Origin of the sequence: Myxococcus sp. CA033 (assembly GCF_013336625.1) — a bacterium.
GTDB classification, from domain to species: domain Bacteria; phylum Myxococcota; class Myxococcia; order Myxococcales; family Myxococcaceae; genus Myxococcus; species Myxococcus llanfairpwllgwyngyllgogerychwyrndrobwllllantysiliogogogochensis.
This window is the reverse complement of sequence record NZ_JABUMU010000022.1, coordinates 41,615-54,155: the sequence shown is the minus strand read 5'-3', so window position 1 is coordinate 54,155 and position 12,541 is coordinate 41,615. Positions and strand designations below refer to the sequence as shown.

Here is a 12,541-nt window from a genome sequence, read left to right as displayed (position 1 = left end):
CGCACGTAGGGTGCTTGCGGGCTGACGAAGTGGGGCGCCCCGGTCGCGGACGCGCGACGTTTTCAGCGGTTCCAGAGGAAGTCGACGAGCACGGCGTAGTGCGTGCTGGCTCCGGCGATGACCAGGATGTGGAACACCTCGTGGTAGCCGAAGACGGCGGGGCTGGGGTCCGGCCACTTGCGCGCGTAGACGACGGCGCCCACGGCGTAGAGGCCGCCGCCGAAGAGGAGCCACGAGGCCCGCTCGGCGCCAATCACGCCGGGCAGCCGCAGCATCACCGGGGCCGCCATGGCGCCCAGGAGGGTGTAGAGCACCGAGCGGACACCGCGCGGCCCGGAGATGCCCAGCAGCGAGAGCCCCGCGCCCGTGAGCGCGCAGGCCCACATCACCCCGAGCAGGTATTCCGTCCAGGCGCCCGGGGCATCGAGCGTGGCCAATGGGGTGAAGGTCCCCGCGATGAGCAGGTAGATGGCCGCGTGGTCCATCCGCCGCAGGCGCTGGTACGCGACAGGGCTCCAGGTGGGCAGGTGATAGGCCGCGCTGGTGCCGAACATCAGGACCAGGGAGAAGCCGAAGACCCCATCGGCCAGTTGCTGCGTGCCCTGGGCGGGGGCGATGGCGAGCACGAAGCAGCCCCACAGCGCGGCCAGGAAGGCCAGGGCATGGGACACGCCTCGCAGCCGGGGCTTCACGTCCGCCAGGAGGGTGCGGGTCTCGGGTGGGTCGATGGACGCCATGCCCCTGTCCTAGTCACGGCAGGTCATCGCCGCGTCAGCGCGCGAGGCGTCGCGTCAGCCCGTGGACGGGACACCCGCCGCAAGCGTCGACTGCACCTCAATCGTGTGACGCGAAGGTGCCCGCGAGCGCAAGAGCGCGCCCGGATGTCGCTTCCGACACGCTTGATATGGGATTGATGCGGGCAGGGGGCCGTCCGGTGCGAGCGCTCGGTTGATTGCCAGGGTTCATGTCTGGATTGATGAGGAATTGTCCGCCGCCCCAGGGTTCGCGATGTTTGCAGGGGTATCCGGCTTCGAGCGGTGTAGACGGTGAATTCGGTGTTTCATCCGGGTCTGCCTCCACCCATTTGAAGCCATGTGAGGATTTGGGCATATCCTTTCGAAAAGCTCCGGTATCGGGCCGTTCACGCTGTTCTCCCTGACACACGGTCCGGGCCTCCTCGCCCCATGAATCAGTCGCAACCGCAGTCCCAGGTCGTCGAAGTCAACCTCGAGCGCCTCGAGCGCATCCGAGACGTGCTGGCGATGATTTCGCTCGGGGAGTTCAACCCGGACCAGCACCTCATCCCGCTGGAGAACGACGATGCGTTCTCCTCGTTCGAGGAAACCATCAACCTCTTCGCGCGCCAGCTCCACGCGTCCGTGCACGAGAACGAGCAGTCCATCCGGAAGCTCGACGTCGCGCGGCGTGAGCTGGAGGAGAAGCTCTCCACCATCGAGCGGCAGCGACTGGCCATCCGAGACCTGTCCACGCCCATCATCGAGCTGTGGGAGGACGTGCTGACGCTCCCCATCGTCGGCGTGGTGGACACGCAGCGCTCGCTGGAGATGACCGAGCGGCTCCTGCACCGCATCTCCCAGGGCAAGGCCCGGTGCGCCATCATCGACATCACGGGCGTGGAGGTGGTGGACACCTCCACCGCGAACCACTTCGTGAAGATGGTCAACGCCGCCCGCCTGCTCGGCACCTACTGCGTCGTCACGGGCATCAGCCCCGTCATCGCGCAGACGCTGACCCAGATTGGCGTGGACCTGCGTGATGTGAAGACGCTCGGCAGCCTGCGGGATGGGTTGAAGGAGTGCTTCATGTATCTGCGCAACCACACCGCCCACCGTGCCTTCGAGTCCAACGGTCGGTAAGGCCGAACCCTCTTCAGGAACCTCTCAACATGTCACAAGCTTCCTATGAGCCCGGCATCACCGTCACGGGCCTGAGCGTCGTTTCCATCGTCGAGGCCATCCAATCCTTCTCCGTGCTGGTGAATGCCCTGCTGGACGTGATGAAGGTCCAGGCGCGCGGCGCCGGGGGGGAGCGCGCGCTCGACCCCAGTGCCTGGTACCCGCTGGAGGACTACCTGCTGGCGTACAAGAAGATCGACACCCTGCTGGGCGGGCGCGGCCTGGAGAAGGTCGGGTCGATGATTCCGAAGAACGCCGTGTTCCCTCCGGACATCACCGACATCCACAAGGCCCTGGCCTCCATCGACGTGGCCTTCCACATGAACCACCGGAAGAACGGCAAGGACATGTTCAACCCCGCCACGGGGGAGATGCTGGAGGGCATTGGCCACTACGCCTACACCGCCATCGCCGGGAAGAACGAGGGCTATGTGGTGTGTGGCAATCCCTATCCGTGTCGGTTCGACCAGGGGCTGGTCAAGGGCATGGCCCAGCGCTTCATGCCCAACGCCACGGTGACGCATGACCCGGCGCACGGCTGTCGGCAGAAGGGCGGGGCTTCCTGCACCTTCGTCGTCAACTGGTAGTTCGCGCGTGACTGCCCGAGCCTCGCGCCCCTTCGAAGCTGGAAGGGGCGCGGGAGGGGGCGTGCTTCAGGGGGTGCGGCGCAGGGGCAGCAGCGCCCTCAGGCGCGCGTCCCGCAGGAACAGGCCCGCCCAGGCGAGGACGCCCAGGATGATGGGCGCGATGAACGGGTCCGCCACGCGCACGTGCGTCGCCGTCGCGCCGCCCAGGTAGCCGGTGACGAGGATGGCGCCGAGCACCGCCGTCTGGGGTACCGCGTAGAGCAGCGCGACCAGGAGCTCGACCACCCCGATGGTGACAATCACCGACGCGGGATAGCCGAAGTGCTCGAAGCCCTTGATGACGTCGGGCGACTGGCTCACCTTCATCACGGCGCTGAAGCCGAGCCCGGCGACGGTGAGCGCCGAGAAGGCGCGACCCAGCCAGAGAGCCCAGGGCTTGGAGGGGGTGGACACTGCGGTGGAGGAGGCGGCGGTCGTCATGGGGGACTCCCTGAAAGGGAAGTGGGTTCCGAAAGGTGCGTCGGTTACAACAGGTAACCGGCGAACCAGTAACGGTCCGCGCATTTCTCCACAAGGAGGCACATCCATGTCACCAGGGTCCGTGAAGTCTTTGGAGCCCTCCTCGAGGCCTGATCCAGCGTCGGAGTCCTGCCTGGCCGTCCGGGATGTGCTCACCCGGGTGGGCGACAAGTGGAGCGTCCAGGTGGTGGGGAGCCTGGGAGAGGGGCCCCTGCGCTTCAGCGACTTGAAGCGGGCCATCGAGGGCATCTCCCAGCGGATGCTGACGCTCACCGTGCGCGGCCTGGAGCGCGACGGGCTCGTCACCCGCACCGTCCATCCGACGGTGCCTCCCCGGGTGGAGTACGCGCTGACGCCGCTCGGCCGGACGCTGCTCGAGCCCGTCACGGTGCTGGGCCAGTGGGCCGTCCAGCACCGCGCGGAAATCCAGGCGTCGCGCGGCAGCTACGACGCGCGCCCGGAGCCTGTGCCCTTCACGGTGGTCGGCAAGAAGTAGGGGCCTTCAGTCGAACATCGCGCGCAGCGCGTCGCCCAGCGTCTCCACGCCCACCACCTTCAGCTTCGTGCCCTCCATGCGCCGGGCGCTGCCCGCGGGCATCACCACGCGCTGGAAGCCCATCTTCGCGGCCTCCACGAGCCGGGGTTCCATCTGCCCCACCGCGCGCACCTCGCCCGCGAGGCCCACCTCCCCCAGCACCAGCGTGTGCGGGTCCATGGGCCGGTTCTGGAGGCTGCTCACCAGCGCCGCGCAGACGGCCAAATCACACGCGGGCTCGTTGAGCTGCATGCCGCCCGCCACGTTGACGAAGAGGTCGCAGCCCACCAGCGGAATCTCCTCCTTCTTCTCCAGCACCGCGGCGAGCAGCGCCACGCGGTTGCCGTCCACGCCGATGGCGGTGCGCCGCGCCGTGCCGTAGCCGGTGGGCGCCACCAGCGCCTGCACCTCCACCAGCAGGGGACGGGTGCCGTTGAGCGTGCTGGTGACGACGCTGCCGGACTTGCCCACGGGGCGCTCGGACAGGAAGAGGGCGGAGGGGTCCGAGACTTCCACCAGGCCCGCGCCCTTCATCTCGAAGACGCCAATCTCGTTGGTGGAGCCGAAGCGGTTCTTGTGCGCGCGCAAGATTCGGAAGGGGTGGCCGCGCTCGCCCTCGAAGTAGAGGACGGTGTCCACCATGTGCTCCAGCACGCGGGGGCCGGCGATGGAGCCCTCCTTCGTCACGTGGCCCACGATGAAGGTGGGCACCCCCGTGCGCTTGGCGTAGGCCATCAGCCGGCCGGCGACCTCGCGCACCTGGGTGATGCTGCCCGGCGCGTTGCCCAGCTCCGGCAGGTACATCGTCTGGATGGAGTCCACGACGAGCGCCTGCGGCTTGAGCGACTCGGTGGCCGCGAGCACCCGCTCCGCGTCCGTCTCCGCGAACAGGTGGATGGCGTCTCCCTCCACGCGCAGCCGCTCCGCCCGCATCTTCGTCTGGCGCAGGCTCTCCTCACCGGACACGTAGAGCACGGGGCCATGGCGGGCCAGCCTGTCCAGCGCGGCGAGCAGCAGCGTGGACTTGCCGATGCCCGGGTCTCCGCCCAGCAGCACGACGGAGCCGCTCACCACGCCCCCGCCCAGCACGCGGTCGAACTCGGCGATTCCCGTGCGACGGCGCACCTCCGTCTCGCCGCTGACTTCCTTGAGCAGCATGGGCTTCGCCGCGCCGCCCGAGGCGCCCCACGCCGGGCGCTTCTCGTCCTGCTTCGCCCCGGCCTCTTCCAGCAACGAGCTCCACGCGCCGCAGTCCGGGCACTTCCCCAGCCACTTCGCCGTCTGGTACCCGCAAGCCTGGCAGGTGTAGTGCGTCTTCGCCTTCGCCATGGGTTGTGTGTGTATCCCGGAACCCTGACGTTCCGGCGGGCTGTCGAGCAGGCACGACCGGTGAGCAGGCAGGCGCGATGTCAATCCCCATGCCAGCGAGTTGTACGAAAGGGAGGGGCGACCCAGCTTCATTCCCACGGGCGGCGCGGAGACGCGCTGGCTCAATCACAAGCCAGGTGGGCGCCGCTCCGTGCGCCCCCTTCACCACTCATAGTGAGGTCCGTCATGGGGATTATCGCTTTCCTGGTCATTGGCCTTCTCGCTGGTCTTCTTGCTCGCGCCCTGATGCCGGGGAATCAGTCCATGGGGCTGGTGGCCACCACGCTGCTGGGCATCGTCGGCTCCTTCGTGGGCGGCTTCATCGGCTCGCTGTTCCGCAGTGACGGCCGCATCTTCGACCTGCACCCGTCCGGTCTGCTGTTCTCCGTGCTGGGTGCCATCGCCGTCCTGTTCCTGGTGGGACTGGCCGGTCGGCGTCGCGTCCATGTCTGACGCACCCCTTCCCGTCTAGGGAAGGGTCACGGCCGGCGCTCCGGGTCTCCCGTGGGCGCCGGTCGTCTTTTCAGAGGGACGGGTGGGATGTTGTCAACCTGTCCGCGCTGAGGCGTTGACAAGTTTCCGCCGCCCGCGCAGCTTCGCGCTCCTCACGATTTCGAGGAGCCCATGTCCGACACCGCCGCTTCCAGCGAGTCCTTTCACGGCCATGCCCACCATGCCGCGCCCGCGCCCGAGGGCGTCGCCGTGCGCCATGACTGGGAGCTGGCCGAGGTTCGCGCCATCTACGCCATGCCCCTGTTGGACCTGGTGCACCGCGCGCAGACGGTCCACCGCGCCGTGTTCACGGACAACAAGGTGCAGCTGTGTTCGCTCCTGTCCATCAAGACGGGCGGCTGCTCGGAGGACTGCGCGTACTGCCCCCAGGCGGCCCGCTACAAGACGGGCGTGAAGGCGGAGAAGTTGATGGCGGTGCCGGAGGTGCTGGACGCCGCGAAGAAGGCGCGCTCGGCCGGGGCCACCCGCTTCTGCATGGGGGCCGCGTGGCGCGAGGTGAAGGACGGCCCGCAGTTCGACAGCGTGCTGGAGATGGTGAAGGGCGTGCGGGCCATGGGCATGGAGGCGTGCGCCACGCTGGGCATGCTCACCGACAACCAGGCGAAGCGGCTGAAGGAAGCGGGCCTGTCCGCGTACAACCACAACCTGGACACCTCGCCCGAGCACTACGGCGACATCATCTCCACCCGGCTCTACGATGATCGCCTGCGGACGCTGGGCCGCGTGCGCGACGCGGGCATCTCCGTGTGCTGCGGCGGCATCATCGGCCTGGGCGAGTCGGTGGATGATCGCTGCAACCTGCTGCGCACGCTGGCCAACCAGGACCACCACCCGGAGTCGGTGCCCGTCAACGCGCTGGTGGCCGTGGAGGGCACGCCCCTGGCCGAGCAGCCCCGCGTGGACACGGTGGACATGGTGCGCACCATCGCCACTGCCCGCATCCTGATGCCCCAGTCCATGGTGCGCCTGTCCGCGGGCCGCCAGCAGATGAATGAGGAGGCGCAGCTCATGTGCATGATGGCGGGCGCCAACTCGCTGTTCTTCGGCGAGAAGCTGCTCACCACCGGCAACCCCCAGTACACCCAGGACATGGCGCTCTTGGAGAAGGCGGGCATCCGCCCCCTGGAGCCCCGGCAAGAGGGGTAGGGCGGCGCTCGTGAGTGACGTGAAGCAGGAGGGCGTCGGGGCCTCGTCGGCGCCGGCGTCCGGTTGGGCCCGGGAGGAGCTGGCGTCGCTCCAGGCTCGTGGCCTGCGCCGTTACCTGGAGCCGCTGGATTCGCCGCAGGGCCCGGTGGTGCGGGTCGGCGGCGAGACGCTCGTCAACTTCTCGTCGAACGACTACCTGGGCCTGGCGGCCTCCGCCTCCGTGCGGGCCGCCGCCATCGCCGCGGTGGAGCGGTACGGGCTGGGCACGGGTGCCAGCCGGCTGGTGGTGGGTGACACCGCCGTGCATCACCGGCTGGAGGCGCGGCTGGCGGCCTTCGAGCGGGCCGAGGCCGTGCTGCTCTTCAACAGCGGCTATGCGGCCAACACCGGCATCCTGCCCGCGCTGGTGGGACCGGGGGACGCGGTGTTCTCCGACGCGCTCAACCACGCCTCGCTGGTGGATGGCTGCCGGCTGTCGCGCGCCCGCGTCGTCGTCTATCCGCACGCGGACGTGGAGGCGCTGACGAAGGCGCTGGAGGAGACGCCCGCGCGGCGCAAGCTCGTCGTCACCGACACGGTGTTCTCCATGGATGGGGACGTGGCGCCGCTGCGCGAGATTGTCGCGGCGTGCCGGGCGCACGGGGCCGCGTTGATGGTGGACGAGGCGCACGCCACGGGCGTCCTGGGGGCGCGAGGCGCGGGGCTGTGCGAGGAGCTGGGCCTGGAAGACCAGGTCGACCTGCGCATGGGCACGCTGAGCAAGGCGCTGGGAGGGCAGGGCGCGTACGTGGCCACGTCGCGCGTGGTGGCGGACCTGCTCATCAGCCGGGCGCGGCCGTTCATCTATTCCACCGCGCTGCCGGCGGCGATGTGCGCCGCGGCGGAGGCGGCGGTGGAGGCCGTGGAGAAGGACCCGGAGCTGCGCGAGCGGCTGTGGCGCAACATCCGGCGCTTCTCGGACGGGCTGCGTTCCATGGGCCTGCGCGCGGAGCCTCGCAGCGCGGTGTTCCCGGTGGTGCTCGGCGGGCCCGAGCGCGCGCTGGAGGCGGCGAGGAAGCTGCGCGAGGCGGGGGTGCTGGTGAAGGCCATCCGCCCGCCCACGGTTCCCGAAGGCACGAGCCGGTTGCGCTTCTGCCTGTCGGCGGCGCACACGCTGGGCCACGTGGACCTGGCGCTGGAGTCCCTGCGCGGCGTGGGAGTGCACCAGCGTGGAGAGGAGTAGGCCCTCACGGGCCTGCGATGCACGCTCGACTCCCACGCCTCTCACGGAAGTTGCCCCGGCGAAGGGCTCGGCCCTCGGGGCGGCTCGTTCTCGCGACACCCCGAGGTCGCGGCGCCGATGGATGGGCCCGCGCATCCTTCTTCCCATGACCTGGTGAGCACGTCATGTCCAAGCCGTTCCAGATTTTCGTCACGGGTACCGACACGGGCGTCGGCAAGACGCAGACGTCGCGGGCCCTGCTGTCCCTGCTGGTCGACGCGGGCCTCTCCCCCGAGGGCTTCAAGCCCTACGAGAGCGGGTGCGCCTCCCTTCGGGCTCCGGCGGATGCGCTGTCCCTGCGCGAAGCGGCGAGGAGCACGCTGCCCCTGGACGTCCTCTGTCCGCACCGCTTCCGCGCCCCCGTGGCGCCGGGCGTGGCCGCCGCTCGCCTGGGCCGGGAGCCGGACTGGGACGTCACCCTGGCCGCCTGGGCGCGCCTGAAGCACGGGCCGGCGGTGGTGGAGGGGGCCGGCGGCCTCTTCGTCCCCCTGGACTCCCGCCACGACGTCATCGACCTCATCCAGACCCTGCGCCTGCCCGTGTTGCTGGTGGCGCGCGCGGGGCTGGGGACGCTCAACCACACCGCGCTGTCGCTCCAGGCGCTCGCGGCCCGCCGCATCCCGGTGCGCGCCGTGCTGCTGTCGCGCTCTTCCCAGGAACGGGACACTTCCGAGCGCGACAACCGCGCGCTGCTGGAGGCGCGGCATGGCGTTCCCGTGCTCGGCCCGGTGCCGTTCGAGGCCGACGCCCGGCGCCGGCACTCCGCGTTCCGCCGCGCCCTGCGCCCTCTGGTGCCGTGAGCGCCGAGGCCGAGAATTCGGCCTCCCGCGCGTTCCGCCTTCCACGCGAGTGCTACAGGTCGCGCAAGTTTTCGGGTGACGCGGCCGTGAAATGGACGCGCCGTTTTTTCCGCGCGAGAACGCCTTCACGAATGGCGGACATCATCGACCTCACGTTCCTCGCGGACGTCCGACGCTTCTTCCACAAGCTCCTCGACCAGAGAGGGTTGTCCTACTTCCTCCAGAAGGACGGGGCCCGGCTGTTCCACATCGAGCCTACGAAGGTAGAGCTCGTCCTCCGCACCGCCCTGCGAGCCAGGGACCCGGAGCTTCCCAGGCCTCATGACAAGGCCATTGAACATTGCAGGAAGGAAGTGCGCCGCGAGCTCATCCGCCGCGTCGCCAACGCCATGCTCCAGACGGGGCTGTGAGCCGCTTCTCCTTCCGCACCGACTTCTCCCGCACCCCCAATCCCCTGGCGGAGGCGCTCGCTCGACACCGCGGCCTCCCTCCGCTGGACCTCACCGTCTCCAACCCCACCCGCGTGGGGCTCCCGGCGCCTGACGCCGGACTGCTCCACCCTCCCGGTGCGCTGGACTACGCACCGGAAGCGCTCGGCCTCCCCTCGGCTCGCGAGGCGGTGGCCGCCCACCTCTCCTCCCGGGGGCCCGTCATCTCCCCTGGGCACCTGGTGCTGTCCGCCAGCACCAGTGAGTCGTACGGCTGGCTCTTCAAGCTGCTGTGCGAGCCCGGTGACGACGTGCTCGTCCCGGCCCCCTGCTACCCCCTCTTCGAGCACCTGGCCCGGCTGGAGGGAGTGGGCACGCGTCCCTACCGCCTGCCGCTGGCGCATGGCTTCGGCCTGGACGCGGGCGCGGTGGAGGCCGCGCTCGGCCCGCGCACCCGCGCCGTGCTCGTCGTCAATCCCGGCAACCCCACCGGCCACTTCCTGCAAGAGGGGGAGCTGGCCGCGCTGGCGGACGTCTGCGCGCGCCACGGCCTGGCCCTCCTCTGCGACGAGGTGTTCTCCGACTACGGCTGGGACGTGGAGCCGCACCGCGTGGCCAGCGTGGCGGGGCGCGAATTGCCCATGCTCACCTTCAGCCTCTCCGGCCTCTCCAAGGTCTGCGGCCTGCCCGGCCTGAAGCTGGGGTGGACGCACGTGGGCGGCCCTCCCGCCGCGCGTGACGAGGCCCTGGCGCGCCTGGAGTGGGTGGCGGACACGTACCTGTCCGTGGGCACCCCGGTGCAACTGGCCCTGCCCGCGCTGCTCGCCCACGCGCCTGTCTTCCAGGAGGCGCTGCTGGAGCGGGTGAGGGGCCACCGCCGTCGCCTCGTCGCCGCGCGTCCCCCGGGTGCTCCGTGGGACGTGGTGCCCGCGCACGGAGGGTGGAGCGCGGTGCTGCGGATTCCGAGGGAGCCGGGAGACGAGGCGACGTGCCTCGCGCTCCTGGACGCGGGCGTGCTCGCGCAGCCCGGCTACTTCTACGACTTCGACTCGGGGGCGTTCCTGGTGCTGTCCCTGCTGCCGCCGCCCGAGGTGTTCTCCGCCGCCCTGGGCCCGCTCACGCGGGTGCTGGGGGCGGCGGAGTAGAGCGCGTGCGGCTCAGGTCTGCGGCGGGATGATGAGCTCCACCGTCTTGAACGCCCCGCCTTCCACGCGGAACAGCTCGTACTCGGACGGGGCCTCGCCGGTGGCGTCGAAGTCCAGCGCGCCGCTGGCGCCCTGCACGTTGATGACCTTGCCGGTGCTGACCTCGTTGCGCGCGTCGGTGAAGCGGCTGAAGCCCAGGGGGTAGGTGGTGGCCTGCGTGCCCGAGGGCGGCGTCAGCTTCGACAGGCCCACGGCGATGCGGTCGCCGGTGATGGGCTGCGGGTTGTTGACGTCCGCCCCCGCGGCGTAGGCCGCGCCCAGCGCCACCAGGTACATGGCGTCGTACGCGTGCGCGGTGAAGGAGAACTGGCCCGGGTCGGTGTTGTTGTTGGCCGAGCGGAAGCGCTCCTTGAAGGTGTTGTACACGGTGTCGCCCAGGCGGGCCTGCGCGGGAGAGGTGCCGTAGGCGCCTTCAATCTGGGTGCGCGCCGCGCCCAGGGCCGTGAAGAGGCCCGAGTCCTTGCTGGCATCGGTGAAGAAGTACATCTGCCCCGTGCGGCCCCGCGTGACGGCCTGGCTGATGATCTTGGCGTTGTCCTCGGAGAAGCCCGCCATCACCGCCACGTCGGGCTTGCCGTCGACGAGGCGGGTCACCGCGGCGCTGACGTCCCCGTTGCGCTGGTACGGCGCGGAGGACGGCACCCGGTCGGTGCCCAACCGGGTGAGAATCGTGTCGAACAGGCCCTGGCCGTAGGCGTCGTCCACGTAGACCAGGCTCACGGTGCTCACCGTGGCGAAGGGCCGGCTGCTGTCGGCCAACGGCCGGGCGTTGCGCACCAGGTCGGCGATGATGCGGCCCTGGAGCAGGTCCGAGGGAGCCGTGCGCCACACGAGGCCCACGTCGCCGGACGCCGCCGTCTTGTCGCTCAGGTTGGCGATGTCCGCGCTGGTGGAGGTGTGCGTCATCAACAACACGTTGTTGGCGATGGCGACGCTGCTGACGGCGATGGTCTGCGCGCTGCCGGAGGTGAAGATGGCCGGCACGCCCTTCTCCGTCACCAGCCACTCCGCCTGCGTCTTGGCCCGCGCCGGGTCGGAGCGGGTGTCGCAGATGAGGAGGTTGAAGAACCGGCCGCCAATGCCCTCGCGCTGGTTGATTTCCTCGAGCGCCAGCTTGATGGCGTTGAGCGCCTGGACCTCGGACTCGTCCGGGCCGCCCGAGTTCGTCAGGGGCAGCGCCGCGCCCAGGAGGATGGGCCGTCCAGTGGTGGTGCCCACCACCTCGCCGCAGCCCTCCGGCTGGGGCAGGCAGAAGCCGGACGCCGAGCAGACCTGATTGGTGTCGCAGTCCGCGCTCGACTCACACTCGGTGAGGCCGCTCGCGGTGGTGAAGCTGCAGCCGGCCAGCAGCGCCGCGCAGCACGTCATGAGTCCCAGGGTCTTCATCAGAAGCTGACCTCCAGGCCCGCGCCGGTTCCGCGAGGCGCCAGCGTCAGCCGGACCTCGCCCTCCACGGGGGGGCCGTCTTTCGGATACAGGATGATGGCGGTGATGGCGCCGGCCAGGCCCACGCCGAAGCCGATGTCCGCGAGCAGCGCCTTGCTCTTGGTGCTGTCCGCGAAGCTCTGCTTGGTGTCTTCCGTGCGCGCCGCGTCGAACTTCTCCCGCTCGTCGGAGGCCTGCATGCCGAAGAGCACGCCGGCGCCCACGCCCAGCACGGCCACGCCGCCAATGGCGAACGCCGCGATTTTCTGCCGCTGGTAGGACTTCATCGCGCGCGCGAACTCGGCCTGTCGCTGCCGCTCGTTCTCCTCCTCCGCGCGCTTCGTCGCCAGCTGCTCCTCGTCCGCGCGGCGCCGGGCCGCCTCGGCCTCCTCCTGGAGCTTCTGGCGCTCGGCGTCCGCGGACGCCTGGGCCTGGTTCTCCTTGTCGAGCAGGAGCCGCAGCTTGTCGATGCTGCGCGCGCTGCGCTTGAGCAGCGCCGGGTCCGTGCCCTCGGTGTTGCCGACGTACTGCTGGTACCAGGAGAGAGCCTCCTTCAGCTCGCCCGCGTTCTCCAACGACACGGCGATGTTGAAGATGAGGCGCGGGTTGGGCTGGGCCTCGTGGGCCTTCTTCAGCACGTCCGCCGCTTCGGCGTACTTGCCTGCCTGGTAGAGCCGCTCGCCGTCCTTGATGAGGGCCGCTGGATTCTTGGCGCCGCGCTGGGCGAGCGCCACCGGGGGCGACAGCACAAGGGCCGCCGACAAAACGAAGACCAGTCTCATGATGGACACAAGCCTATCGCTAAGCCGGCCTTCGGTCGAAGAGGGCGACCTCACTC

The 12,541-nt window shown here is 70.0% G+C and carries 14 protein-coding genes; 9 read left to right on the top strand and 5 right to left on the bottom strand.

The window, feature by feature from the left end; genetic code table 11:
- Nucleotides 1-62: 62 nt before the first annotated feature.
- Nucleotides 63-737, bottom strand: coding sequence for a hemolysin III family protein (locus HUA78_RS35015; RefSeq protein WP_174454688.1), 675 nt, complete (start codon nt 735-737; stop codon nt 63-65).
- A gap of 447 nt (nt 738-1,184) precedes the next feature.
- Between HUA78_RS35015 and HUA78_RS35010 the strand changes: the two genes are divergently transcribed.
- Nucleotides 1,185-1,877 carry an STAS domain-containing protein gene (locus tag HUA78_RS35010; protein ID WP_141647141.1) on the top strand — a complete coding sequence of 231 codons (693 nt, stop codon included), beginning with the start codon at nt 1,185-1,187 and terminating at the stop codon, nt 1,875-1,877.
- A gap of 29 nt (nt 1,878-1,906) precedes the next feature.
- Nucleotides 1,907-2,503 (top strand): hypothetical protein, encoded by a 597-nt coding sequence (locus tag HUA78_RS35005; protein ID WP_174478163.1) that lies wholly within the window; start codon nt 1,907-1,909, stop codon nt 2,501-2,503.
- Between the two features lie 66 nt (nt 2,504-2,569).
- Here HUA78_RS35005 and HUA78_RS35000 read toward each other — a convergent pair whose 3' ends face one another.
- Nucleotides 2,570-2,983, bottom strand: coding sequence for a DoxX family protein (locus HUA78_RS35000; protein ID WP_174454690.1), 414 nt, complete (start codon nt 2,981-2,983; stop codon nt 2,570-2,572).
- A gap of 106 nt (nt 2,984-3,089) precedes the next feature.
- Here HUA78_RS35000 and HUA78_RS34995 point away from each other — a divergent pair, with 106 nt between their 5' ends.
- Nucleotides 3,090-3,518: a helix-turn-helix domain-containing protein gene (locus tag HUA78_RS34995; protein WP_174478162.1), complete on the top strand. Its 429-nt coding sequence runs from the start codon at nt 3,090-3,092 to the stop codon at nt 3,516-3,518.
- A gap of 6 nt (nt 3,519-3,524) precedes the next feature.
- Here HUA78_RS34995 and radA read toward each other — a convergent pair whose 3' ends face one another.
- On the bottom strand, nt 3,525-4,886 hold the full coding sequence (gene radA, locus HUA78_RS34990; RefSeq protein ID WP_174454692.1) for a DNA repair protein RadA: 1,362 nt from the start codon (nt 4,884-4,886) through the stop codon (nt 3,525-3,527).
- Nucleotides 4,887-5,111: 225 nt separating this feature from the next.
- On the opposite strand from radA, the gene HUA78_RS34985 reads away from it, so the two are divergent.
- The 6 genes from HUA78_RS34985 (at nt 5,112) to HUA78_RS34960 (ending at nt 10,218) form a co-directional block, all read left to right on the top strand.
- Nucleotides 5,112-5,378 (top strand): GlsB/YeaQ/YmgE family stress response membrane protein, encoded by a 267-nt coding sequence (locus HUA78_RS34985; RefSeq protein ID WP_141647136.1) that lies wholly within the window; start codon nt 5,112-5,114, stop codon nt 5,376-5,378.
- Nucleotides 5,379-5,549: 171 nt separating this feature from the next.
- Complete coding sequence (gene bioB / locus HUA78_RS34980) at nt 5,550-6,584, top strand: biotin synthase BioB (protein ID WP_174454693.1); 1,035 nt, start codon at nt 5,550-5,552, stop codon at nt 6,582-6,584.
- A 10-nt stretch (nt 6,585-6,594) separates the two neighbouring features.
- Nucleotides 6,595-7,806 carry an 8-amino-7-oxononanoate synthase gene (gene bioF, locus HUA78_RS34975; RefSeq protein ID WP_174454694.1) on the top strand — a complete coding sequence of 404 codons (1,212 nt, stop codon included), beginning with the start codon at nt 6,595-6,597 and terminating at the stop codon, nt 7,804-7,806.
- Nucleotides 7,807-7,970: 164 nt separating this feature from the next.
- Entirely contained in the window at nt 7,971-8,645 is a 675-nt protein-coding gene (bioD, locus tag HUA78_RS34970) for a dethiobiotin synthase (protein WP_174478161.1), read from the top strand.
- Between the two features lie 131 nt (nt 8,646-8,776).
- Nucleotides 8,777-9,055: a hypothetical protein gene (locus HUA78_RS34965; RefSeq protein WP_141647132.1), complete on the top strand. Its 279-nt coding sequence runs from the start codon at nt 8,777-8,779 to the stop codon at nt 9,053-9,055.
- Nucleotides 9,052-10,218, top strand: coding sequence for a pyridoxal phosphate-dependent aminotransferase (locus HUA78_RS34960; protein ID WP_174466955.1), 1,167 nt, complete (start codon nt 9,052-9,054; stop codon nt 10,216-10,218). Before HUA78_RS34965 ends, HUA78_RS34960 begins: the two co-directional genes overlap by 4 nt.
- 12 nt (nt 10,219-10,230) lie before the next feature.
- On the opposite strand, the gene HUA78_RS34955 is transcribed toward HUA78_RS34960, so the two are convergent.
- Both HUA78_RS34955 and HUA78_RS34950 read right to left on the bottom strand, forming a co-directional pair.
- A complete protein-coding gene (locus tag HUA78_RS34955) occupies nt 10,231-11,664 on the bottom strand; it encodes an ABC transporter substrate-binding protein (protein ID WP_174466956.1) in 1,434 nt (477 codons plus the stop codon).
- Nucleotides 11,664-12,485: a tetratricopeptide repeat protein gene (locus HUA78_RS34950; protein ID WP_174466957.1), complete on the bottom strand. Its 822-nt coding sequence runs from the start codon at nt 12,483-12,485 to the stop codon at nt 11,664-11,666. The genes HUA78_RS34955 and HUA78_RS34950 overlap by 1 nt, the downstream gene beginning before the upstream one ends.
- Nucleotides 12,486-12,541 lie beyond the last annotated feature (56 nt).